This is a genomic window from Stenotrophomonas thermophila (assembly GCF_001499715.1).
GTDB lineage: Bacteria > Pseudomonadota > Gammaproteobacteria > Xanthomonadales > Xanthomonadaceae > Stenotrophomonas > Stenotrophomonas hibiscicola.
The window spans coordinates 20556-42768 of sequence record NZ_CVIW01000008.1; the positions used below are offsets into that span (position 1 = coordinate 20556).

General features: G+C 66.8%; 24 protein-coding genes. All 24 read right to left on the reverse strand.

What is annotated here, in order from left to right; genetic code table 11:
- Positions 1-158: 158 nt before the first annotated feature.
- A complete protein-coding gene (gene fliR / locus BN1263_RS05225) occupies positions 159-950 on the reverse strand; it encodes a flagellar biosynthetic protein FliR (protein ID WP_049397365.1) in 792 nt (263 codons plus the stop codon).
- Between the two features lie 13 nt (positions 951-963).
- Positions 964-1233, reverse strand: coding sequence for a flagellar biosynthetic protein FliQ (locus BN1263_RS05230; protein ID WP_005413254.1), 270 nt, complete (start codon positions 1231-1233; stop codon positions 964-966).
- 60 nt (positions 1234-1293) lie between these two features.
- Complete coding sequence (gene fliP, locus BN1263_RS05235; RefSeq protein WP_058980020.1) at positions 1294-2073, reverse strand: flagellar type III secretion system pore protein FliP; 780 nt, start codon at positions 2071-2073, stop codon at positions 1294-1296.
- 1 nt (position 2074) lies between these two features.
- Positions 2075-2494, reverse strand: a complete 420-nt coding sequence (fliO, locus tag BN1263_RS05240) for a flagellar biosynthetic protein FliO (RefSeq protein ID WP_014037105.1) — start codon at positions 2492-2494, stop codon at positions 2075-2077.
- Complete coding sequence (gene fliN / locus BN1263_RS05245; protein WP_005409543.1) at positions 2491-2826, reverse strand: flagellar motor switch protein FliN; 336 nt, start codon at positions 2824-2826, stop codon at positions 2491-2493. Before fliN ends, fliO begins: the two co-directional genes overlap by 4 nt.
- Positions 2823-3827, reverse strand: a complete 1005-nt coding sequence (gene fliM, locus BN1263_RS05250; RefSeq protein WP_021203860.1) for a flagellar motor switch protein FliM — start codon at positions 3825-3827, stop codon at positions 2823-2825. The genes fliN and fliM overlap by 4 nt, the downstream gene beginning before the upstream one ends.
- A 10-nt stretch (positions 3828-3837) precedes the next feature.
- On the reverse strand, positions 3838-4353 hold the full coding sequence (locus BN1263_RS05255; protein ID WP_019659602.1) for a flagellar basal body-associated FliL family protein: 516 nt from the start codon (positions 4351-4353) through the stop codon (positions 3838-3840).
- Positions 4354-4480: 127 nt separating this feature from the next.
- Positions 4481-5608, reverse strand: coding sequence for a flagellar hook-length control protein FliK (locus BN1263_RS05260; RefSeq protein ID WP_058980024.1), 1128 nt, complete (start codon positions 5606-5608; stop codon positions 4481-4483).
- Positions 5608-6075 (reverse strand): flagellar export protein FliJ, encoded by a 468-nt coding sequence (gene fliJ / locus BN1263_RS05265; RefSeq protein WP_021203862.1) that lies wholly within the window; start codon positions 6073-6075, stop codon positions 5608-5610. The genes BN1263_RS05260 and fliJ overlap by 1 nt, the downstream gene beginning before the upstream one ends.
- Before the next feature lie 3 nt (positions 6076-6078).
- Positions 6079-7464: a FliI/YscN family ATPase gene (locus BN1263_RS05270; protein ID WP_005413257.1), complete on the reverse strand. Its 1386-nt coding sequence runs from the start codon at positions 7462-7464 to the stop codon at positions 6079-6081.
- On the reverse strand, positions 7461-8102 hold the full coding sequence (locus BN1263_RS05275) for a FliH/SctL family protein (protein ID WP_021203864.1): 642 nt from the start codon (positions 8100-8102) through the stop codon (positions 7461-7463). Before BN1263_RS05275 ends, BN1263_RS05270 begins: the two co-directional genes overlap by 4 nt.
- On the reverse strand, positions 8099-9085 hold the full coding sequence (fliG, locus tag BN1263_RS05280; RefSeq protein ID WP_024958226.1) for a flagellar motor switch protein FliG: 987 nt from the start codon (positions 9083-9085) through the stop codon (positions 8099-8101). The genes BN1263_RS05275 and fliG overlap by 4 nt, the downstream gene beginning before the upstream one ends.
- 7 nt (positions 9086-9092) lie before the next feature.
- Positions 9093-10739, reverse strand: a complete 1647-nt coding sequence (fliF, locus tag BN1263_RS05285; protein WP_058980026.1) for a flagellar basal-body MS-ring/collar protein FliF — start codon at positions 10737-10739, stop codon at positions 9093-9095.
- 13 nt (positions 10740-10752) lie between these two features.
- On the reverse strand, positions 10753-11118 hold the full coding sequence (gene fliE / locus BN1263_RS05290) for a flagellar hook-basal body complex protein FliE (RefSeq protein WP_005409552.1): 366 nt from the start codon (positions 11116-11118) through the stop codon (positions 10753-10755).
- 860 nt (positions 11119-11978) lie between these two features.
- The gene (locus tag BN1263_RS05295) at positions 11979-13484 is read right to left on the reverse strand and encodes a sigma-54 dependent transcriptional regulator (RefSeq protein ID WP_058980028.1); all 1506 of its coding nucleotides are present in this window, start codon (positions 13482-13484) and stop codon (positions 11979-11981) included.
- A complete protein-coding gene (locus tag BN1263_RS05300) occupies positions 13481-13858 on the reverse strand; it encodes a response regulator (protein ID WP_005409556.1) in 378 nt (125 codons plus the stop codon). Before BN1263_RS05300 ends, BN1263_RS05295 begins: the two co-directional genes overlap by 4 nt.
- 14 nt (positions 13859-13872) lie before the next feature.
- Positions 13873-15282 carry an RNA polymerase factor sigma-54 gene (gene rpoN / locus BN1263_RS05305; RefSeq protein ID WP_058980030.1) on the reverse strand — a complete coding sequence of 470 codons (1410 nt, stop codon included), beginning with the start codon at positions 15280-15282 and terminating at the stop codon, positions 13873-13875.
- A 438-nt stretch (positions 15283-15720) separates the two neighbouring features.
- Complete coding sequence (locus BN1263_RS05310; RefSeq protein WP_058980080.1) at positions 15721-16353, reverse strand: response regulator; 633 nt, start codon at positions 16351-16353, stop codon at positions 15721-15723.
- 92 nt (positions 16354-16445) lie between these two features.
- On the reverse strand, positions 16446-17024 hold the full coding sequence (locus BN1263_RS05315; protein ID WP_019659609.1) for a PilZ domain-containing protein: 579 nt from the start codon (positions 17022-17024) through the stop codon (positions 16446-16448).
- Positions 17021-17314 (reverse strand): hypothetical protein, encoded by a 294-nt coding sequence (locus tag BN1263_RS05320; protein WP_021201752.1) that lies wholly within the window; start codon positions 17312-17314, stop codon positions 17021-17023. The genes BN1263_RS05315 and BN1263_RS05320 overlap by 4 nt, the downstream gene beginning before the upstream one ends.
- Complete coding sequence (fliS, locus tag BN1263_RS05325) at positions 17311-17727, reverse strand: flagellar export chaperone FliS (RefSeq protein ID WP_021201753.1); 417 nt, start codon at positions 17725-17727, stop codon at positions 17311-17313. The genes BN1263_RS05320 and fliS overlap by 4 nt, the downstream gene beginning before the upstream one ends.
- 128 nt (positions 17728-17855) lie before the next feature.
- Complete coding sequence (gene fliD, locus BN1263_RS05330) at positions 17856-19274, reverse strand: flagellar filament capping protein FliD (protein WP_010485908.1); 1419 nt, start codon at positions 19272-19274, stop codon at positions 17856-17858.
- Between the two features lie 439 nt (positions 19275-19713).
- On the reverse strand, positions 19714-20883 hold the full coding sequence (locus BN1263_RS05335) for a flagellin (RefSeq protein ID WP_058980032.1): 1170 nt from the start codon (positions 20881-20883) through the stop codon (positions 19714-19716).
- An 86-nt stretch (positions 20884-20969) separates the two neighbouring features.
- On the reverse strand, positions 20970-22193 hold the full coding sequence (locus BN1263_RS05340) for a flagellin (protein ID WP_058980034.1): 1224 nt from the start codon (positions 22191-22193) through the stop codon (positions 20970-20972).
- Between the last annotated feature and the right edge of the window lie 20 nt (positions 22194-22213).

Here is a 22213-nt window from a genome sequence, read left to right on the forward strand (position 1 = left end):
AACGCGCAGACCCGGGGGAAGGGCAAGCAGTAAAACGTGAAATTGCGCCCCGTAGAGCCGAGCCCATGCTCGGCTGCCGCTCCTGCCGAAGACAGCCGAGCATGGGCTCGGCTCTACAGAAACAAAGGCATGGCAAGCAGTAAAACGTGATGATCAGGTCAGTGTGTGACCGCGTCCGCAGCCTGGAAGGCGGCATCGAACAGGCGCTGTACCGGCGGGCCCATTTCCCCGGCCAGCAGCGCCAGCAGGAACAGACCCAGCAGCAACGAGACCGGCAGGCCCAGCTGGATCGGGTTCAGCGCAGGGGCGGCTCGCGCCAGGACACCGAAGGCCAGGTTCACCGCCAGCATCGCCACGGTCAGCGGGATGGCCAGGGTCAGCGCACCGCGCAGCACGGTCAGCAGGAAGGTCGGAGCGATGCTGAAGAAGGCATGGGGATCAGGCAGCGGGGCGCCAATCGGCAGCGCGCGATAGCTGTCCACCAGCAGCGAGATCAGCGCCAGGTGGCCGTTGGCGGTGAAGAACAGCAGCCCGAACAGCAGATAGAACCACTGTCCGATCACGCCGGAGGTACCACCGCGCAGCGGGTCGCTCATCTGCGCGAAGGCCAGGCCGGTGCCCTGCGCGATCAGTTCGCCCGCCATCGCACCGGCTTCGAACACCAGCCGCAGCAGGAAGCCGATGGAGACGCCGATGGCCAGCTCGCGGGCGATGGTCAGCACCGTGGCGGCGTCGAAGCCGGTCCAGTCCGGCACCGGGGGCAGCAGCGGGGCCAGTGCGATGGCCAGGGTGCCAGCCAGCACCACGCGCACCCGTGACGGGACGGCGCGGGTCCCGACCATCGGCATGGCCATGGCCACAGCGCCGATGCGCAGCATGGTCCACAGTACGGTGCCGATCATGCCGAAGGCCTGAAGGCCGTCGGCAGCCATCTGGGTGGCGGCGTCCATCGAAGCGCGTGTCCTAGCCGATCAGGTGTGGAATGCGCTGGAACAGCAGCGTGGTGAATTCAACCAGGTGGCCGATCAGCAGGCTGCCCAGCGCGAACAGCACCGCGGTCAGTGCCGCGGCCTTGGCAACGAAGGCGATGGTCGGTTCGTTGAGCTGGGTCGCGGCCTGCACCACGCCCACCACCACGCCCACCACCAGCACGGTGAGCAGCAGCGGGCCAGCCACCCACAACACGGTGATCAGGCCGCCACGCAGTTCAGTCAGGGCAAGTTCGGGAGACATTCGGGGGTCCATCTGTTCTTGTAGAGTCGAGCCATGCTCGACTGCGCTTTGCGCGGGATATCAAGCCGGATTGAAGCTGGCTGCCAACGTACCCACGGTCAGCACCCAGCCATCCACCAGCACGAACAGCAGGATCTTGAACGGTGCCGACACCAGCATCGGCGAGAGCATCATCATGCCCATCGACATCAGCACGCTGGCGACAACCAGATCGATGATCACGAACGGGATGAAGATCAGGAAGCCGATCTCGAAGGCGGTCTTCAGTTCGCTGGTGACGAACGAGGCGACCAGCACCGGGAACGGGATCGCGTCGGGGCTGGCGTAGGTGCCATGCCCGGCGATGCCGGCGAAGGTCATCAGGTCGGTCTCGCGGATCTGCGCCAGCATGAACCCGCGCAGGGGCTGCGTGGTCAGCGTCCAGGCGGTCTGGAAGTCGATGTCGCCGTTGAGGTAGGGCGCCATGCCGGCGCTCCAGGCCTTGTCCCAGGTCGGCATCATCACCATCGCGGTGAGGAAGAGGGCCAGGCCCAGCAGCACCTGGTTGGACGGGGTCTGCCCGGTACCCAGCGCCTGGCGCAGCAGGCCCAGCACGATGATGATGCGGGTGAACGAGGTCAGCACCAGCAACATCGACGGGATCAGGGTGATCGCCGTCATCAGCAGCAGGGTCTGCAGCGGCAGGCTGACCGGCGCACCACCGATCTTGCCGACGTTGATGTCCGGCAGTGGCGTGGTCGGTGCGCCGGGTGCAGCGAAGGCCAGTGCCGGCAACAGGCACAGGACGAGCATCAGCAGCCACGGCATCAGGGTGGCAAGACGGGTACGGGTGACACGCATGTCAGGGGTCCTTGCGCAGCCGCTGCTGCAGCAGCTGGGCGAAATTCGGAAGATTCTTGAAGTCCGGCACGCGCACGGGCGCGGGCGGCGGCAGCGGTTCGGGCAGGGTGTGCAGGGTGTTGATGCCGCCGGCGGTGACGCCCAAGAGCAGCTGCTGGCCATTGACCTCGACCACCACCACGCGCTCCTTGGCGCCCACGCTCAGGCTGGCCACCAGCTTCATGCCTTCGGCCGGGCGGAAGCCGCTGCCGGGCATGCGCTTGAGCAGCCAGCCCAGGCCGATCACCAGGGCCAGTACCGCCAGCAGCGCCAGCACCGCGCCGAACAGGCTGGGTGCGGCGGCCGCATGCTGGCCGACCTGGGGCCCGATGGGCGCGGCGGTCTTGCCGACCGCCAGCAGGGTGGAGGCCAGCAGGCTCAACGCAGTCTCCGGATCCGCTCGCTCGGGCTGACCACGTCGGTCAGGCGCACGCCGAAGCGGTCATTGATCACCACCACTTCGCCATGGGCGATCAGGGTGCCGTTGACGAACACGTCCAGCGATTCGCCGGCACCGCGCTCCAGTTCCACCACCGAGCCCTGGTTGAGCTGCAGCAGGTTGCGGATCGGCAGGCGGGCACGACCGACTTCCAGCGACAGGGTCACCGGTACGTCCAGGATCACGTCCAGGTTCAGGTCCGGGCCGTTCGCCTCATCGGCCTGCAGGCTGCTGAACTGGGCTGGGGTGGGTTCGAGGGCGTCGATATCGTTCATTGCGGGTCTTCCTGGATGACGGGTACGCGCGGGCGGGTGCCCGGCGGATGGGTAGCGGTGATCTTCACGGCGTTCATGCCGTTGGCGATGCCGAACTCGCCGGTGAACACCGGGATGTTCTCCACGCACAACGGCACCTGCGGGCTGAGTTCGATCGGCAGGATGTCGCCGACCTTCAGCTGGGTCAGGTCGCGCAGGGTCATGCGCTTGCTGGCCAGCACGCTGGACAGGGTCACCTCGGCGATGTTGAGCTGTTCGCGAAGGGTCTGGCCCCAGCTTTCGTCGCGATCGTTGCGGTCGCTCTGGATGCCGGCGTCGAGCAGTTCGCGGATCGGCTCCAGCATCGAGTACGGCAGGGTCACGTGGATGTCGCCGCCGCCGCCGTCGAGTTCGACGTGCAGGCGGCACACCACCACGTATTCGCGTGGCGTCACGATGTTGGCGAAGTGCGGGTTGATCTCCGAGTTGATGTACTCGAAGTCCACGTCCATCACCGGCGCCCAGGCCTCGCGCAGGTCGGCGAAGGTCTGCTTCAGCAGCAGGTGGATCACCCGCATTTCAGTGGCGGTGAACTCGCGGCCTTCGATGCGGGTCGGGTAGCGCCCGTCGCCACCGAAGAAGTTGTCGACGATGGCGAACACCAGGGTCGGCTCGAACACGATCAGGCCGGTGCCGCGCAGCGGCTTGAAGCGGATCAGGTTCAGGTTGGTCGGTACATACAGCGAGTGCATGTAGTCGTTGAACTTGATCAGTTCGATGCCGCGCACCGACAGCTCGGCCGAGCGGCGGATCAGGTTGAACAGGCCGATCCGCCACAGGCGCGCGAAACGCTCGTGGACCATTTCCAGGGTCGGCATGCGACCGCGGATGATGCGGTCCTGGCTGGCGAAGTCGTACGAGCGCGCTTCGCCTGACGGCGGTTCCGGATCGGTTTCGACCGCGCCAGTGTCCACGCCGTGGAGCAGGGCATCGATCTCGTCCTGGGACAACAGATCATTCATCGGTGGGCCCTTACTGGGTCACGAAGCTGGTGAACAGCAGGTCGTCGGCACCATTGCTGCCGGTCTCGGCCTTGAGCACTTTCTGCACTTCGGCCAGCGACGCAGCCTGCAGCTTCTGCTTGCCGGCGACATCGGCGATCTGGTCCGGGCTGACCTGCGAGAACAGCATCAGCAGGCGTGCGCGGATGGCGGGTGCATGGGTCTTGATCGCTTCCAGCGCAGCCGGGTCACGGGTCATCAGCTGTACTTCCAGCTGCAGGTAGCGCGGACCATCGACCGGGCCATTGAGATTGACCACGAACGCCGGGTCCAGCGCGAAGTACTGCGCGGGGGCCGGGGTGGCGCTCTTCTTCGGCGCCTGCGCAGTCTTGTCTTCGTGCTTGGACTGGGTGAAGAACCATACGCCGCCACCGGCGGCAGCGGCGGCCAGCACGGCCACCAGTGCGGTGATCAGGATCGGACTGCGCGGCTTGGCGGCCTTGTCCTTCTCGGCGGTCTTCTTGGTTTTGTCAGCGGCTGCGGCCACGGGGTGAAGCTCCTGAGGGTTGCTTCACCGGGATATGCAAGGGGTGTGCCGAAGGCCGGGCAGCGGGCGCGACGGAATTCCGTCGGAAACCTGTGCCGGTAGGTGCCAACCTTGGTCGGCACGCCTGTCAGGCGTAAGCGTCCAGCAGTCCGCGCTGGCGGATCAACTGCGCCGACGACACGCTGGCGTCGCCCGGCGTCGGTTCTCCGTCGCCGATGATGCCGCTGCCACCGGGCTGGCCCGGCGCATTGCCGCCACCGCCCGGTGCCTGGTGGCCGACGTCGGCGTGGGCCAGCTGGAAGCCCTGTTCGCCCAGCAGCTCGCGCAGGCGCGGCAGGCTGCTTTCCAGCGCTTGCCGAACGTCCACGTGCGGGCTGCTGAAGCTGGCATGCACCTTGTCGCCGTTCAACTGCAGGCGCACGTCGACCGGGCCCATGTCGTCCGGGCTCAGGCGGATGTGGGCGTGACCGATCTTCTGGTCGGCCAGCCAGCCCAGGCGCGCGCCGACGGCCTGGTCGAAACCATCGTCGCCGAACACGGGCCGGGGCGTCGGTTCGCCGTTGAAGACCGCAGTGCCGGTGGCGAGCGCAGCCTTGAGGTCCTGCAGGGCCGCCGGGGCCGGGGCGTGCAGGAATGGGGCAGCGCTACGGTCGCCGATCGCGGTCACGTCGTTGCTGTCGCGGTCGCCATGCTTGCTGCCGGGCAGGACCGTCTCCGGTAGTGGCAGGGTCGTGGCATCGCCGGCGCTGGCGGCCGGCGGCGTGCTGTCAGTTATGGATGCGACGGCTGCGCCCGGCGCCCGGGTCGGCGTCGGGGCAGGCAGTCCCGGTCCGGCAGTGGCCGGCGGCGCCGCGCCCGCACCCGTTGCAGCAGGAGCAGTGGCCGGCATCGCCAGGACCAGGCCGGCCAGGCCCAGCGGCGGCCACGGCGCGTCCTCGGTCGCCACCGGCGTGTCCTTGTCCGTCGCCCGATCACCCGCAGGCGGAGTTTGCGGCGGCAAGGGCGACGTCTCGTTTCCCGTCGCCGCCGCATCCATGCTGCGTTCCTCCGGCGCCTGGCCATTTCCATCGGCGCTTGTCTGCGGCTTCGGTGCCGAGGTGGGCGGTGACGTGGCGGCGCCGGCGGGCGCGTCCGGCGCGCCGCCCTGCAACAGCTGGCTGAAATCCTTGCTGGCCTCGCTGCGTGGCGTGCGCGCTGCAGCGCCGCCGGCAGTCTGTGCCTGCGCGTTGGCGCTGCTGGCGAGCGGGGTGGGCATCACGGGCGGCCTCCCTGCTCGGTGCCATCCTGGTCTTCGGCCTGCACCAGACGCGCACGGCGCGCACCGATGTCGTCCATCTCGCGCTGGTCGCGGCGGTCGGTGACCACTTTCTCCTGCGCCCGGTAGCTGGCCGCCAGCTGTTCCAGCACGGCCTTGTCACGGCTGGCCAGGATCAGGCGGGCGCGCTCGGCCTCCACCTTCTCGCGGTTGCCGTTGACCGTGGCCTGCTGCTGCTCGACCGCACTGTCGAGGCGGTCGAGAAATGCACGCCGGTTGAGCAGCTGCGCCGGGCTGGTCGCCGCCATCTGCGCGTTGGCGTACTCCTCGGCATAACGGCGCAGTTCGTCCAGTCGCGATAGATGGGTGTCGAGCACGCGCTGGCGTTCGGCCAGGTCGCGGGCGACCGCGTCCTCGTGTTCCTGGGCCCGCTTGAGCAGGGGATCGATGCGCTTGGACTGGTTCATGGCTTAACTCTCTTGTTCCACCAGGCGCTGCAGCGCCGCCTGGCTGTGCGGGAGATCTGCGGCCTTGGCAACGTCCTGGCCGAGGAACTCCATGATTTCCGGCCAGCGTTCCAGGGCTTCGTCGGTGGCCGCGTCGTTGCCGCGCTGGTAGGCACCGATGGCGATCAGGTCACGGTTGGCCGAGTAGGCCGAGACCAGTCGCTTCAACTTGCGGATGCGAAGGCGCCAAGGTTCATCGGCGATTTCCGTGACCACGCGGCTGACCGACGATTCGACGTCGATGGCCGGGTACAAGCCGCTGTCGGCCACGCGCCGCGAGAGCAGGATGTGGCCGTCGAGGATCGCGCGCGCGGCGTCGGCGATCGGATCCTGCGGATCATCGCCTTCGGTCAGCACCGTGTAGAACGCGGTGATCGAGCCACGTCCCTTGGCGCCGTTGCCGGCGCGTTCGACCAGTGCCGGCAGCTTGGCGAACACCGACGGTGGGTAACCGCGGGTGGTCGGCGGCTCGCCGACCGACAGGCCGATCTCGCGCTGCGCCTGGGCGAAGCGGGTCAGTGAGTCCATCAGCAGCAGCACGTTCAGGCCCTGGTCGCGGAACCACTCGGCGATGGCGGTGGCGCGGTAGGCGCCGTGCAGGCGTGCCAACGGTGGCCGGTCGGCGGGGCTGGCCACCACCACCGCGCGGCGCAGGCCTTCCTCGCCCAGCGTGGTCTCGACGAAATCGCGTACTTCGCGGCCACGTTCACCGATCAGGCCGACCACGATCACATCGGCGGCGGTGTAGCGGGTCATCATGCCCAGCAGCGTCGACTTGCCGACGCCGGAGCCGGCGAACAGGCCGACACGCTGGCCGCGGCCGATCGGCAGCAGCGCGTTGATCGCGCGCACGCCCACGTCCAGCGGTTGGGTGATCGGTTCACGTGCCAGCGGGTTGATCGACACGCCGGCCATGCCAACGTGGCCTTCGGCGCGGATCGGGCCCTTGCCGTCCAGCGGCACGCCGTCGCTGTCGATGACGCGGCCGAGCAGCCCTTCGCCCACTTCAACGCCGCCGCGGCGCGCCGACGGCACCACGCGGGCGTTGGGCAACAGGCCATGCAGCTCGGCACTGGGCATCAGGTAAGTGCGCTCGCCGGCGAAGCCGACCACTTCGGCATCGACCCAGCCACCATCGACCACTTCCACCTTGCAGCTGGCACCCAGCGGCGCTTCGCAGCCGACCGCTTCCAGGGTAAGCCCGACCGCGCGGCGCAGCACGCCTTCGCGGATCAGGCCACGGCCATGGGCGGTATCCACGCGCAGGCCGTCGAGCCGACGGGCCAGGCGCAGGTTGCGGGCCATGGCCCAGTCGGCCGGTGGCGGCGTCGGCTGCGGATCGGGATTCATGTATTGGCTCCGGTCTGGCGGATCACCGCGTCCAGCGCGCCGCGCAGGCGCGCTTCCAGGGTGCCGTCGATGCGCACCGCTTCGGCGTGCACGCGAAGATCGCCGCGGCTGAGACTGGTGTCCGGCACCAGGCGTTGCTGTGGCGGCAGGCTCAACAGCGGGGCGAGCGCGGCAATGTCGTCGGGGTGCAGCCGCACTTCGACCTCGCGGGTGCTGCCACCCACCGCGTCGATCGCCTCACCGACCAGCTGTGCCAGCAGTGCCGGCTCAGCTTCGTAGGCACGGCCGACCAGCGCACCGGCGATGCGTACCGCCAGTTCGCCGAGCGCGCCGACCACTTCATTCTCCAGCCGCACCAGCGGTCGGCTGAAGTTGTCGAGGATGCCTTCGATCTGCGCGGCGAGGCGACGCACTTCGGCCTGGCCCTGGCCGTAGCCTTCGGCATGGCCGTGCTGGAAGCCTTCCTTCTCGGCGCTGTCCTGTATTGCCTGGATTTCCTCCAGCGTCGGCAGCTGCAGCGGTGGCTCGGGTTCATGCTCCGGGTCCGGCTCGGTGAGTTCGAATGCATCCTCCTGCTCCAGCGCCGGTTCGGGCTGGGCCAGCAGGTCCGGGGCAAGCCAGCGCACGACGTTGCTCACAGCATGGCCTCCGCGCTGCCGCCGATGGTGACGGTGCCTTCATCGGCCATGCGCTTGACGATGGCCAGGATCTCGCGCTGGGCGCCTTCCACGTCGGACAGGCGCACCGGTCCACGGGCCTCCATGTCTTCCAGCAGAATCTCGGCCGCGCGCTGCGACATGTTGCGGGTGATCTTGTCGCGCACCTTGATGTCGGCGCCGCGCAGGGCCAGGCCCAGGCGCTCGCCGCTCACTTCGCGCAGCACCAGCTGCATTTCGCGGTCATCCAGGTCGACCAGATCGTCGAACACGAACATCAGGTCCTGGATGCGGTTGCTCAACGGCGCATCGATGCGGGCGATCTCGCCCAGGATCGCCTGGTCCTGGCCGCTGTCCATGAAGTTCAGGATGTTGGCCGCGCACTGCACGCCACCGATGTTCGACGACTTCAGGTTCTGGTTGCCGGCGAACTGGCGCTCCATGATCTCGTTGAGTTCATTGAGTGCGTTCGGCGGAATGCCGTCGAGGGTGGCGATGCGCAGCAGCACGTCCACGCGGGTACGGTCCGGCAGCAGTTTCAACGCGTCGGCGGCCTGGTCGGTTTCCAGGTGCGCCATCACGATGGCGATGATCTGCGGGTGCTCGTTGCGCACCAGGTCGGCCACCGCACGCGGGTCCATCCATTTCAGCGCGTCCAGGCCGGTGGTGTTGCGGCCCAGCAGGATGCGGTCGATCAGGTTGCCGGCCTTCTCGCTGCCCAGCGCCTGCACCAGCATGTTGCGGATGTAGTCGTCCGAGCCCACGCCCAGCGAGGTCTTCGAGCCCAGCTCCTGGCCGAACTGGTCCATCACCCGTTCCACCTGCTCGCGGGTGATGTCGGTCATGGTGGCCATGGCGATGCCAATCTTCTGCACTTCCTTGGGTTCCATGTGGCGCAGCACTTCGGCCGCGTCCAGCTCACCCAGGGACAGCAGCAGCACGGCCGCGCGCTGTACACCGGTCAGTTGTGCCTCAGTCATTGGCCACCCATCCCTTGACCACCTGGGCCACGCGCTTGGAGTCGGTCTTTACGGCTTCACGCGCCATCCGCAGTCGTTCCTCATATGAATCCACCGGCAGGGCCAGGGCCTCCGGCCCGGCCAGGCTCGCCCGGTCGGCGCCCAGCGCCGGCAGCGGCATGCCATCGTCATCCACCAGCTGCACGTCCGCAGTGTGCGGCTCCAGTGCCTGCGGGTCGTCCTTCCTGTTCTGGCCGGTGATCGCGCGCAGCGCCGGGCGCAGTACGCCGAACAACAACGCCAGCACCACCACCGCGCCGAGCAGCATGCGGCCGGCATCGTGCACCCATGGCAGTTCCCACCAGGCCGGCCCTTCGACCGGCGTGGTGTCACGCACGAACGGTGCATTCATCACCGACACGGTGTCGCCACGCTCGGCGTTGAAGCCGACGGCCTGCTTCACCAGCGCCTCGACGCGGGTCAGTTCCGCGGCCGACAGCGGCTGCGGGCTGACCTTGCCGTTGGCACCGGCGCGCGGCACGTTGTCCACCAGTACCGCCACCGACACGCGCTTGATGCGGCCGGCCGGCTGGCGGGTGTGCTGCAGGGTGCGGTCCAGCTCGTAGTTGCGGGTGGCGTTCTTGCTGCTTTCGGTCGGGGCCTGCGCGGTGGCCGGCGCGGCCTGCTGGCCCGGCGGACTGTTGCTGGTGGCACCCGGCACGCCCTGCGGGCCCGGGGTGCTGGTGGTGTTCTCGCTCATCTGCTCGCTGCGCAGCTTCTGCGGTTCACCGTTGTAGAGCTCACGGGCTTCCTCGGTCACCGAGAAATCCATGTCCACGCTCACTTCCGGGTTGACCCGGCCGGGGCCGGTCATCGGTTCCAGCAGTTCGCGGATGCGCTGGTTGAACGAGGTTTCCTGGCGGCGCACCTGTTCGAACTGGGCAGCGTTGACCGCCGCCTCACTGTTCGGGTCGCTGACGCTGAGCATGCGCCCGCTTTGGTCAACCACGGTCACCCGTTCCGGGGCGAGATCCGGGATGCTGGCCGCGACCATGTGCACGATGGCGTCCACCTGGCTGCGTTCCAGCTGCTGGCCGCCACGCAGTTCCAGGGTCACCGAGGCGCTGGCCACGTCACGCTGGCGGGTGAAGGCGCTGGGCTTGGGAATGGCCAGGTGCACGCGCGAATCGCGCACCGGGCGCAGCGTGTTGATGGTGCGCGACAGCTCGGTTTCCAGCGCATGCTGGTAGCGCGCGCTTTCCACGAACTGGCTGACGCCGAAGCCCGGGTCGCGCTCCATCAGCTCGAAGCCGAGCTTGCCGCTGTCGGTCAGGCCGGAGCCGGCCAGCTTCAGGCGCGCGTCGTGCAGGTTCTTTTCCGGCACGGTGATGCCACCCGTGGCCGGGTCGAGTGCGAACGGAATCTGTGCGGCGCGCAGCAGGTCGGTCGCTTCAGCGGTCGCCTTCTGGTCCAGGCCGGTGTACAGCGGGACCATGCCCGGCTTCTGCGACCAGAAGAACACGGACAGGCCTGCCGCCACCGCCACCGCGATCATCGCCATCAGGCCCAGCCGACGGGTGATCTGCAGACTCTGCAGGCGGTCGAACCATTGCCCGGCCTTTTCGGCGTTCAGGCTGTCCTTGGAGAGCGTCAGTGCCATGCGTCTCTATTCCTTACAGCGGCATGTTCATCACGTCCTGGTAAGCCTGGACGAGACGGTTGCGGACTTCCACGGTGGCGCGGAAGGCGATCTGGGACTGCTGCGAGGCGACCATCACCTTGGCCAGGTCGGCGCTGGGGTCGCCCATTTCGAAGGCCTTGGCGAGGGCGCCGGACTTCTGTTGCGCATCGTTGACGCCGGCAATCGCACCACGCAGGGTTTCGGTGAAGCTGGCCGGCTGGGCCTGCGGTGCATCCAGCACCGTGCCCGGCAGGGCATTGCTGCGAGGCGTTTCGCCCAGCGGGTTGAGCGCCGGCTGTCCCATCTGGGTCTGATAGGAGCGGATCTGCGAAAGGATCGAAGTGACGGAGTGGGACATCTGCAACGGTTCCAGAAACAGGGATGGGGTTGTCTGCTGTAGCCAGTGCAAGTGCCGTGCCGAAACCGGTTTTCGATTCAGTGAAGTGAGGGTTGGGGGTGCTGGCAGGGCTGCGCCCTGCACCCGCCGACGGCACGTCAACATCAACGTCAAAATCGGGCTATCCGTGGGGTGGCGGGGTGGGTCCGGTTACGGGGGACGCCGTAAATCCGTCCATGGAGGCTCGGTCGCGCCATCCATGGCGCTTACGCCCCCGCAACCGGACCCACCGCGCCTTAGACAGTTGGCCGCGATCTGTTGGAACCTGCTGCTGATGGTGGGTGCCGACCCCTGGTCGGCACGAGGTCGGATCCCGTTGCAACGCAACGGGCGCTGACCCCATTGGTGGCGCCATTTAACCGGCGTCGGTTTTCTGGCCTATGGTTGCAGGGTCCAGCGGCCGGAATTCTGGCGCTGGCGCGGTGCGATGGGGCCGTCGTGCTGGGTGTACATGAAAGGGCCCTGGCGGTCTGTCTGGCAGGTCAGCAGAAGGGTGTAGTGGGCGGGACCGGCTGGGTGGCTTTCAGTCATCTGGATTGGGCAGGGCGCAGCCGGTGGCGGCGGCAATGCCGGGGCAGAGCAGGGCGGCGAGCAGGGTGAGGCGATGCATGGTGGAGCCTCGTTGGGAGGTCTCACTCCATCCTCCGGAACGCGGCAACGTTGTCTGTAGGAACTTGTGCAAATGCGCGGCGTTGTCAGCGCGCGGTCACGGTCTCTATCCACGCATGGCGTGGATCTACTGACGTCGTGCAGCGGCGCCAGAAACACCAACGCCCGGGCAAGCCCAGGCGTTCGTGCCCCCTTCATGCTGATACCGCGGTTCAGCCGGCCAGCTCGGCCTGCTCGCGCTCGATGCCGTACTTGCGCAGCTTTTCCACCAGGGTGGTGCGGCGCAGGCCGAGCAGCTGGGCGGCGTGGGCAACCACGCCCTGGGTGCGTTCCAGTGCTTCGTTGATCAGGCCCAGTTCGATGTTGGCCATGTGGTTGCGCAGGTCCAGGCCGTCGTCGGGCAGTGCCGCCGGTGCCGCCGGGCGATTGACGGCGATGCCGTGCTCCAGCGCCGGCTGGTTGCCGCTGCCGGGCGTGTGGAACGAGAAGCTGCGCAGGTCCAGTCGTTCTTCGTTGGCAACCGTAGCTGCCGGTGCCGGTGCAGCCACCGCTGCCAGTGCGGCATCGCCACGGTAGCGGGCCGGCAGGTCCTGCACGCGTACTGAACCGCCCGGATGCAGCACCGCCAGGCGCTCGACCAGGTTGGTCAGCTCGCGCACGTTGCCCGGCCATTCGTAGCTGGACAGCGCCTGCAGCGCTTCGGGAGTGAAGCGCACTTCGCCACGGCCGGTGCGGGCCAGCTGCGCGGCGATGGTTTCCACCAGCGCCGGCAGGTCCTCACGGCGCTCGCGCAACGCGGGCACTTCGATCGGGAACACGTTGAGGCGGTAGAACAGATCCTCGCGGAACTTGCCCTCGGCGATGCGGGTCTCCAGGTCGCGGTGGGTCGCGGCCACCACGCGCACGTTGCAGCGGATGGTCTGGTTGCCACCGACGCGCTCGAAGCTGCGTTCCTGCAGCACGCGCAGCAGCTTCACCTGCATCGGCAGGCTCATGTCGCCGATCTCGTCGAGCAGCAGGGTGCCGCCTTCGGCCATTTCGAAACGGCCCTTGCGCGCGGTCAGTGCGCCAGTGAAGGCACCCTTTTCGTGGCCGAACAGCTCGCTTTCCAGCAGGTCAGGCGGAATGGCGCCGCAATTGATCGCCACGAACGGGCCATCACGGCGCGGCGAACGCTGGTGGATCGCGCGCGACACCACTTCCTTGCCGGTGCCGGATTCGCCCAGCACCAGCACGGTGGTGTCGAATGCGGCCACCTGTTCGATCATGGTGCGCAGCGCGGTGACCGCCGGGCCGTTGCCGGTCGGTCCCTGCTCCTGCGCGGCACCGGCCTGGTGCTCGGCATCCAGGCGCTTGAGGCTGGCGCGGCGCAGCAGCGCTTCCATCTGCGCATGGCGCAGCGGGGTTTCCAGCGGCCAGATGTTGGCTTCGTGCAGGCCATGCTGCTGCGCGAACGCAGCGGCATCACCGTCGGCCAGCAGTACCGGCGGCGGCAGGCTGCTGCCGCCAAGCCAGTGATACAGCGCGGTGCTGGCGGGGCTGTCGTCCAGGCTGCCGACGATCACCGCCATCCAGTCGTTCTGGCGCTGTCGGCCCAGGTCGAAGTCGGCTGCGTCGGACACCCAGCGCGGGTTGAAGTCCATGAATTCCAGCAGGGCAACGGTGCGCTCCGCGCGCACGGCGTCGTTGTCCAGCACCAGGATGCGCGATTCGCTCACGACTGTTCCTCCCTGAGGCCTTCCAGGATCGGCATGACTTCCTGGATGTAGGACAGCTTGCTGACAAAGTTATCGGCGCCGGCGCGCAGCGCGTGTTCGCGGTGCTCGGCGTCGTCGAAGTGGCTGGCGATCACGATGTACGGCGCATCGTCCTGCGACTTGATCAGGCGGGTGGCCTGCAGCCCCCCCATTTCCGGCATGGCCAGATCCATCAGCACCACCTGCGGGCGCAGCGTTTCCGAGCGCTCGATCGCTTCCAGGCCGTTGCCGGCGCTGCCGACGATCTGCAGCCAGTCGATCTTGCGGAAATGGCGCATCGCCGCGTTGATGAAGCCCTCGTGGTCATCGACCAGCAGGACCGTGAGCTTGTTCATGTCCAACATCCTTTTCAGCCCACCCGGGCCAGCTGGGGTTGCCTGGCGCTGAGCCGGCGCCGTTCGCGGGCCGGGGCGATATCCAGTTGTTCTCGGTATTTTGCGACGGTTCGGCGGGCAATGTTCACCCCCTGGCGCGACAGCAGGCCGGCAATGGCCTCGTCGGCCAGCGGGCGGCCGGCCGGTTCGGCGTCGATCAGGCGGCGGACCATGGCCTTCACCGCCTGGCCGGAGACGCTGGCGCCCTCCAGGCGCACGGCGAAGAAGTGCTTCAGCTCGAAGGTGCCGCGCGGGGTCTGCAGGAACTTGCCGGTGGTGATGCGCGAGACGGTGGACTCATGCATGCCGATTTCCTCGGCCACTTCCTTCAGGGTCAACGGCGCCATGGCCTCTTCGCCCCGCACCAGGAAGGCGGCCTGGCGCTCGACGATCACCCGCGCGGTGCGCAGCAGGGTGTCGTAGCGCATCGACAGGCCGCGGCTGAACCAGCGCGCCTCCTGCAGCATCTCGCGCAGCGCCGGGGCGGCGTCGCTGGTTTCGGCCAGCACCTGTTCGTACTGGCTGTTGATCGACACGCGGCGGCTGGTGGCCGGGTTCAGGGCGACCTTCCACTGCCCGTCGGCGTGCCAGGCGACGACGTCCGGCACCACCACCGCGTTGCGTTCGGGCAGCAGGCTGTCGCCCGGGCGCGGCTGCAGCGAGAGGATCAGGCGCACAGCCTCGCGGACGTCGTCGATCTCGGCATCGTGCAGGCGGGCGAGGGCGGGGTAGTCGTGCGCGGCCAGCGCTTCGAGCGCGCCATCGAGAATGCGGGTGGCCAGGTGGCGGGCCGGCACGACGCCGTGCAGGCTGCGCAGTTGCGCCTGCAGGCCTTCGCGCAGGTCCTGGGCGGCCATGCCTGCGGGCTCGCCGTGCAGCAGCTGCTGGCGGATGGCTTCCACACCGTCGGCAGCGATGTCGAACTGGGCACTGGCCAGCAGCTGCAGCTGTGCCAGCGGCGCCTGCAGGTAACCTGCCTCATCGCACTGGTCCAGCCAGAAGGCGGCGACCGCCAACTGGCGATCATCCATGTCCAGCGACAGGCGCTGCAGCACGCGCAGCTGCGGGTCGGTCGACTCGCCGGCGGCGATGCGCGCCATGCGGTCGTCGTCGCCGTCCTGCCAGCTGGCACCGGCCACGTCCCACATCGACGGCTCGGGCAGCTCGTCAAAGGCGGCGGTATCGATCGTGGGGGTGCTGGCTTCGGTGGCGTCGGCAGCCGGCGCCTCGGCCTCTTCGATCTCCAGCAGCGGATTGGAGTCCAGCAGGCGCTGGATTTCCTGCTCCAGGTGCAGGCCGTCGAGTTGCAGCAGCCGGATCGACTGCAGCAACTGCGGGGTGAGGTGAAGTTGTTGGCCCAGCTGGGTCGAGAGTGCAGCCTTCATCGTGGTTCCCCGGCGCCGCTCCCCGGCGCCTTGTGGAACGCATCTTGCTTTTGATCCGGCGGGGGCGGAATCAGGGGGTTCCTGAGGGGCTTGGTGAATGTCCTGACGGGGTGTAGGGGCATTCCCTACATCGACGCGGATTGTTGACGATGATCGCTGCTAAGTTGCTGATTTCCGGTGCAAGGCCCGGATTGATCGGGCTGCGCCGTGTACGGATTCCTGCCGGGGAGTGTCAGGGTGACGGGAATTCGTCGCTGGGTGCGGGTTGGCTGCGTCGGCTGTCGATAGAGACGATCACCGGTAGAGTCGACTGTCAGTCGACTGCTCTCCGATCAGGCCAAGGAAAAGTCCCGCGCTCCGCGCGCAAGTCGACTGGCAGTCGACTCTACCAACAGCCCACTCTACCCAGCCATCGTTTCGCGCCGCCGAGGCTCGCGCTTACTCCAGCTCGTGCTGGTGGCGCGCGGCCAGCAGCAGCAGATCGTTGGCGCGGCGGCAGCCGAGCGATTCCATCATGCGTGCGCGGTGGGTCTCCACCGTCTTGACGCTGATGCCGAGGTCGGCGGCGATTTCCTTGTTGCTCTCACCCTTGCCGATGCGGCGCAGGATCTCGCGCTGGCGCGGCGACAGCGCGGCGATGCCGGTGGGCTTCTCGCGGCCCAGCATGGGGGCCAGCATCTTGGCGGAGATCTGCGGGCTCAGGAACACCTGGCCGGCGTGCGCGGCGCGCAGCGCCAGTTCCAACTCCTGCGGTGCTGCATCCTTGACCACGAACCCGACCGCGCCCCGATCCAGCGCATCGCGCACGTGAGCGGCATCGTCGTGCATGGTCATCATCACCACCCGGGTACCGGGCGCGCGCAGGCGGATGTCGCTGAGTGCTTCCAGGCCGGTGCGGCCCGGCAGCGAGAGGTCCATCAGCACCACATCCGGTGCCTGCTGCAGGGCCAGCTGCAGTGCCTGCTCGGCGTTGCTGGCCTCGGCAACAAGCTGCACGTCGGCAAACCCCTGCAGCAGCCGCGCCAGGCCGGCGCGGACGAGGGTGTGATCGTCGACGATGAGAACTCGCACAGGCACGCAACAGATCCGTGTAGGGGAGTCCACCTTAACTTAGCTGAACGGGCGCGCCAAGGCTTGCCCGCAAAGCGTGATGGTGGCAGGTTTCAGCGGGCGCGGCGCGCCTCGGCCACCTGGCGGCGGTGCAGGCGGAACAAGTGCCGCTCCATTGCCATCTCAAGGCCATCGCCAAGACGCTGGAAACGCAGCCACAGGTAGTGACCGCCGCCACCGTCCGCCGCTTCGGCGATCACTTCCACCGGCAGGTCGATATGGTCGGGCAGCCAATCGCTGGGCTGCAGGCGCACCACGCCGGCCTGGCCGGGGCTGGCGCCACTGCGTGGGCCCAGCTGCAGGCGGATGCCGCGGCGCGACCAGCGCACGGGGCGCAGGGTCAGTTCCTGGCCCTGCTGGCGTACCAGCCGGCCGAGCAGCACCATCGCCAGATCCAGCTTGGCCTCCAGCCGCTGCAACTGCAGGCTGGCCTCATTGCGGTCGTCATGTTCGTCAACGCGGCTGTCTTCAACCAGCGCCAGGCTGCGCAGCAGGCCTTCGGCGCTGCTGGTGCGACCGGCCGCGCTGCCTGCCTGGAACTCGGCCGGCAGGGCCAGCTCGCAGCTGAGCGTCTCGTCGAACAGCTCGCTTTCAGCCGGGTGGTGCAGTGACGTGGTCGGCAATTGGGTCATGCCAGCGATTCTGCCTGCAGGTAGGCATGCGCTGCGCGAAGGGAACGCTGACCGTCATTCATCAGTGCTGCCACCGCATCACGGCGCTGGCGCAGCAGGCCGAGCAGATTCTGCTGGCGATCGAACAGCGCAGCCAGCGGTGCGTGGTCGGTGGCGGCCAGCGGCTGGCTGAGCAGCGCATGCAGCGTGCTGTCGTGGCCGTCGAGCAGGCTGTCGGCCTGGTCGAGGGACTCTTCGCCCAGGGCCTTCTCGAAGGCATCCAGCTGGGCGTGCAGTTCGTGCAGGCTCATGGCGCCACCGCGGCCGGGCGGCGCTGTTCCTGCGGGATCGCATTCCAGGCGCTGTCGATCTCGCCCAGCAGTTGAAGCGATTCATCCAGCGCGGCACGGTCGTTGTGCAGGTTGGCCTCGGTCAGGCGCTGCAACACGTAGTCGTACAGTGCCGACAGATTGCCGGCGATCTCGCCGCCGGCTTCGTGATCCAGCGAGCCGTTGAGGTGGCCGACAATCGCGCAGACTTCGCCGATCGCCTTGCCCTTTCCGGCCTGGTCGCCACGCTCAAGACTGGCCTGGGCACGGCGTACGCGCTCCAGCGCGCCCGCCAGCAGCATCGCCACCAGCTTGTGCGGATCGGCGTCGGCAACCGCACTGGTCACTCCCACCTGGCGGTACTGCTCGGCATATTGACGGCTGGAACCGTACATTCGTGATTCTCCTTGCGCTGGGTGCCGTCGGGTGGTCGTGGGGACCGTGGCCGGCGGTGCGGCGTTGATTGCTGTTGCGTCCGTTATCGGTGCGTTACACGCCAAACTTGAGCGTTGCACGCAGTCCTTTAGCGGTTCAGCTGTGCCAGCTGTTGCTGCAATGCGGTGTTGCTCTGCTGCAGTTTGCCCATCAGGCTGTCCAGGGCCAGGAACTGCTTCTTGTAGCGCTCCTCGACGTTCTTCATGCGGACGTCCAGGTCCTTGCGTCGCTTGTCGATGTTGTCCAGCGTGGTGTTCAGGCCCTTGGTACGGGCGACGAAGGCGCCTTCCTTGCCCGTGGTCGTGCTGACGTAGCCATCGACCATGGTGTAGAGCTTGCCGGCACCGCCGGTATCCCCAGTGATCGCAGAGCGGATCTTCTCAGGCTGGCTGGCGAGCGCTGCGGCGAACTTGGTCGCGTCCAGCACCAGGCTGCCGTCGGCATTGGGATAGCCACGGGTCTGCAGGCCGAGCTTCTTCGGATCCAATCCATCCGCGGACAGGTCCTTCAGTACAGCGCCCATCATCGAACGCAGCTGACTGGATGCGCCGCGCATCTGCGCATCGCCCGTCAGCGTCGCCGCTTCCTTGGTCTTGGCGTCGTACTTGGTCTCCGTATTGATGGCGGCGATCGCATCGTTGTACGCCTTGACGAAGTCCTGCATCACCTTGGTGGCTGCAGTGGTGTCGGTACTGATCACGACCGTGCTCTTGCCCTTGACCTTTAGGTTCAGGGTCAGGCCTGGTACGGCATCGGTCACGGTGTTGCTGTCGCTGATTACCGTGACGCCATCAATGGTCAGCTCGGCATCGGCGGCCGCGGTGTTCTCCTGAAGGCTGCCAACCAGTGCGCTCAACTTCGGGTCGCTGCCACCGTATTCGAGCTTGATCGCATTGGCGGCGCCGGTCTTCTCCTGGGCGATCGACAGGTACTGGTTGTCACCCGAAGCGATCAGAGTCGCCTGCACGCCTTCCTTGCGGCCTGCGGCGTCGATCTTATTGCGCACGGTGGTCAGCGTATCGCCGGCCTCCACCTCGACCTTCATCGTCTTTGCCTTGTCGCCCACGCCAACGGTCAGCGTCAAGGTTCCGGCGCCGAAGGTGTCGGTCTTGGGCACCGAGGCGTTGGCAATCAGCTTGTGTGCCGTGGCGAGGGATTTCACCTCTACCTGGTGCGTGCCGTTGGCGGCTGCCGCCTTGGTCAAACCCTGGTCGTACAGTGCCACCGACGCCGACAGCACATCATCGGCATTGTTGGGGCCGGCCTTGCCGGTGGCGGTTACGGTGCGGGTGTCGAAAGCTGTCGTGGCCTTCAGTGCGGTCAATGCGGTCTTCAGCTTGTCAAAGGCTGAGGTGACGGTGCCGATTGACGACAGCTGCATCTTGGCCTTGGACTGCTGCAGGTTCAGCGCGTTGTCGGCGGGCTTGCGGTCGGCCGCCACCAGCTGGCTGACGATGTCTGAAATGTTCAGGCCCGAGCCGATGCCACCGTATCCAAAGCTTGCCATGTGATTCTCCTGGTATCGGGCCTGGCCGCTAGGCGCTGGCCCGTCGTCAACGAAAATAGCGGCCTGCGCCGCTGGGTCTTGAGGACTTCGTTGATGCATGCGCCGTGCCAATGCTCTGGCGCAGGTTCTGGCACGCAGGTTGCAGGAGGGTTGGGGCAGAGTGCGGGGGGAATCACCGCGGGCTGCCGGGAGTCTGCAAAAAACCCTCCCCCAATGCAGGGGAGGGCACAGGCTACTGACAATCGGGGGGAGACGAAGCCGCCCGGTACGTACAGTCAAAGGTACAGCGCTGAAAGAGAGGTCCGCAGGAGCGGGCGATGCCAAGCCGGTTCGGGAGTGGTCCCGGGCCGGGCATGGCCCGCGCCTTCGTGCATCGTGACTTCCGGGTTGCTGCTACCGTCGGTTTGACCCGACGGTAGCAGCACCTTCTTGCCGTGGATCAGCGCAGCAGGCTGAGCACGCCCTGCGGCACCTGGTTGGCCTGGGCCAGCATGGCCGTACCGGCCTGCTGCAGGATCTGGGTGCGGGTCAGTTCGGCGGTTTCCTTGGCGAAATCGGTATCCTTGATGCGGCTACGCGAGGCCGACAGGTTTTCCGTCGAGGTCTGCAGGTTGGCGACGACCGAGGTGAAGCGGTTCTGGATCGCACCGAGGTCGGCGCGGGTGTTGTTGATCGAATCCAGTGCCTTGTCGACCATTGCCATGGCCTTCTGTGCGCCGGTTACGGTGGACACATCGAGATCCTGCAGGTGTTCTGCGGCAGGAGCGGGTGTGGTCGCTGTGAGGTCAAATGCATCCGCCGTGCCAAGCTTCAGAGCTATATCAGCATCAGCAAGCGCAACACCTTCCTTCACTTGCGTGACGTTGATCGCGCCAGTTTTGTCGATCTCCGCGAGGATACCGGTCTCGCCCAGCTTGGAGTTGATGGCGGTAACTGCGGCCTTGTTGCGCTCAGCTTCGGTTGCGCCAGCCTTGACCTCGACGGAATCCAGCTTGATGGTCGCAGTGCCAACCTTGATGGTTCCGCTGACAGTGGTGTCGGCCGCAATCGCGGCGGCACCACCGGAGGCCAGCGTACCTGTTGCGAACGTGGACGCGCCGAGTTTTGCGGTGGTGGCATCAACAACCTTGTCGATGGCGATGGCCTGACCAGCGTTGGCGCCCACCTGGAACAGCTGGCTGGAGAACGAGCCGTCCAGCAGCTTGGTGCCGTTGAATTCGGACTGCTTGGCAACGCGGTCGATTTCGCTGACCAGCTGGGTCACCTCAGCCTGCAGCGCCTTGCGGTCGCTGGCCGAGTTGGTGGCGTTGGACGACTGCACCGACAGTTCACGGATACGCTGCAGGTTGTTGCCGATCTCGGTCAGCGAACCTTCGGCGACCTGGGCCAGCGAAATGCCGTCGTTGGCATTGCGGATGGCGACGTCGGTACCGCGGATCTGGGTGCCGAAGCGCTCGGAGATCGCCAGGCCTGCGGCGTCGTCCTTGGCGCTGTTGATGCGCGAACCGGAGGACAGGCGCTGGATGGTGGTGGCGAGCGAGCTGCCGCTGGTGCTCAGGTTGCGCTGAGCGTTCAACGACATGGTGTTGGTGTTGATGACTTGTGCCATGGTGCTTTTCCTTTGGCGAAGGTGGTACGTATTTCAGGAGCCGGGCGGCAGTTCAGCCGCCGCCCGGTGGTCGATCAAGGTGCAGATCAGCGCAGCAGGCTGAGCACGCCCTGCGGCACCTGGTTGGCCTGGGCCAGCATGGCCGTACCGGCCTGCTGCAGGATCTGGGTGCGGGTCAGTTCGGCGGTTTCCTTGGCGAAATCGGTATCCTTGATGCGGCTACGCGAGGCCGACAGGTTTTCCGTCGAGGTCTGCAGGTTGGCGACGACCGAGGTGAAGCGGTTCTGGATGGCACCGAGGTCGGCGCGGGTGCTGTTGATTGAATCCAGAGCGTTGTCAACAACTTCAAGAGCACGTTGGGCGCCAACGACGCTGCCAATATCGAGGCTCGACAGAGTCATCTTGGTATCCGTGCTGCCCGTTGCGCCAATCTGAACGGCAGTGATATCCGTGGGTGTGCCAGACACGGCAGTCTTTGCCAGGCCAGCGGCATCAAGATCAGCCTTGACAGAAGTCAGGGTGATCTTGCCTGCGACCGCTGCTCCAGTTGCTGGGTCAGTAGCCTGGGCAGCATGCACGCCAGTTTCACCGATCTTCGAGTTGATGGCAGCAGAAACAGCGGTCAGAGCATTCTGGACGGTAGCAGCTTGGGTAGCGGTCGCATCGGCTCCGGTCCCCTGATCGAACGTAACATCGCCCAATTTGATGCCGCCAACTTCCAGTCCGGAGATCTTGCCAGAGGAAAGATCCATAGCTGCTGCAATGGTCAGCGAGCCATCGGCAGCAAAGGCAGAGTTACCAATGGAGTCGCTCTTTGCATCAACCACTTTGTCAATGGCGATGGCCTGCCCAGCGTTGGCACCCACCTGGAACAGCTGGCTGGAGAACGAGCCGTCCAGCAGCTTGGTGCCGTTGAATTCGGACTGCTTGGCAACGCGGTCGATTTCGCTGACCAGCTGGGTCACTTCAGCCTGCAGCGCCTTGCGGTCGCTGGCCGAGTTGGTGGCGTTGGACGACTGCACCGACAGCTCACGGATACGCTGCAGGTTGTTGCCGATCTCGGTCAGCGAACCTTCGGCGACCTGGGCCAGCGAAATGCCGTCGTTGGCATTGCGGATGGCCACGTCGGTACCGCGGATCTGGGTGCCGAAGCGCTCGGAGATCGCCAGGCCAGCGGCGTCGTCCTTGGCGCTGTTGATGCGCGAACCGGAGGACAGGCGCTGGATGGTGGTGGCCAGCGAGCTGCCGCTGGTGCTCAGGTTACGCTGAGCATTCAACGACATCGTGTTGGTGTTGATGACTTGTGCCATGAGGAGAGGTCCTTGAGCGG

Excerpts from the sequence above, each read along its gene's own strand:
- fliF (WP_058980026.1), bottom strand. The coding sequence starts at position 10,739 with ATGGCACTGACGCTCTCCAAGGACAGCCTGAACGCCGAAAAGGCCGGG.
- BN1263_RS05270 (WP_005413257.1), bottom strand. The coding sequence starts at position 7,464 with ATGAATCCCGATCCGCAGCCGACGCCGCCACCGGCCGACTGGGCCATG.
- BN1263_RS05260 (WP_058980024.1), bottom strand. The coding sequence starts at position 5,608 with ATGCCCACCCCGCTCGCCAGCAGCGCCAACGCGCAGGCACAGACTGCC.
- fliD (WP_010485908.1), bottom strand. The coding sequence starts at position 19,274 with ATGGCAAGCTTTGGATACGGTGGCATCGGCTCGGGCCTGAACATTTCA.
- rpoN (WP_058980030.1), bottom strand. The coding sequence starts at position 15,282 with ATGAAGGCTGCACTCTCGACCCAGCTGGGCCAACAACTTCACCTCACC.
- fliR (WP_049397365.1), bottom strand. The coding sequence starts at position 950 with ATGGACGCCGCCACCCAGATGGCTGCCGACGGCCTTCAGGCCTTCGGC.
- BN1263_RS05340 (WP_058980034.1), bottom strand. The coding sequence starts at position 22,193 with ATGGCACAAGTCATCAACACCAACACGATGTCGTTGAATGCTCAGCGT.
- fliP (WP_058980020.1), bottom strand. The coding sequence starts at position 2,073 with ATGCGTGTCACCCGTACCCGTCTTGCCACCCTGATGCCGTGGCTGCTG.
- fliJ (WP_021203862.1), bottom strand. The coding sequence starts at position 6,075 with ATGAACCAGTCCAAGCGCATCGATCCCCTGCTCAAGCGGGCCCAGGAA.
- fliN (WP_005409543.1), bottom strand. The coding sequence starts at position 2,826 with ATGAACGATATCGACGCCCTCGAACCCACCCCAGCCCAGTTCAGCAGC.
- BN1263_RS05230 (WP_005413254.1), bottom strand. The coding sequence starts at position 1,233 with ATGTCTCCCGAACTTGCCCTGACTGAACTGCGTGGCGGCCTGATCACC.
- fliM (WP_021203860.1), bottom strand. The coding sequence starts at position 3,827 with ATGAATGATCTGTTGTCCCAGGACGAGATCGATGCCCTGCTCCACGGC.
- BN1263_RS05300 (WP_005409556.1), bottom strand. The coding sequence starts at position 13,858 with ATGAACAAGCTCACGGTCCTGCTGGTCGATGACCACGAGGGCTTCATC.
- BN1263_RS05320 (WP_021201752.1), bottom strand. The coding sequence starts at position 17,314 with ATGAGCCTGCACGAACTGCACGCCCAGCTGGATGCCTTCGAGAAGGCC.
- fliS (WP_021201753.1), bottom strand. The coding sequence starts at position 17,727 with ATGTACGGTTCCAGCCGTCAATATGCCGAGCAGTACCGCCAGGTGGGA.
- fliE (WP_005409552.1), bottom strand. The coding sequence starts at position 11,118 with ATGTCCCACTCCGTCACTTCGATCCTTTCGCAGATCCGCTCCTATCAG.
- BN1263_RS05315 (WP_019659609.1), bottom strand. The coding sequence starts at position 17,024 with ATGACCCAATTGCCGACCACGTCACTGCACCACCCGGCTGAAAGCGAG.
- BN1263_RS05335 (WP_058980032.1), bottom strand. The coding sequence starts at position 20,883 with ATGGCACAAGTCATCAACACCAACACCATGTCGTTGAACGCTCAGCGC.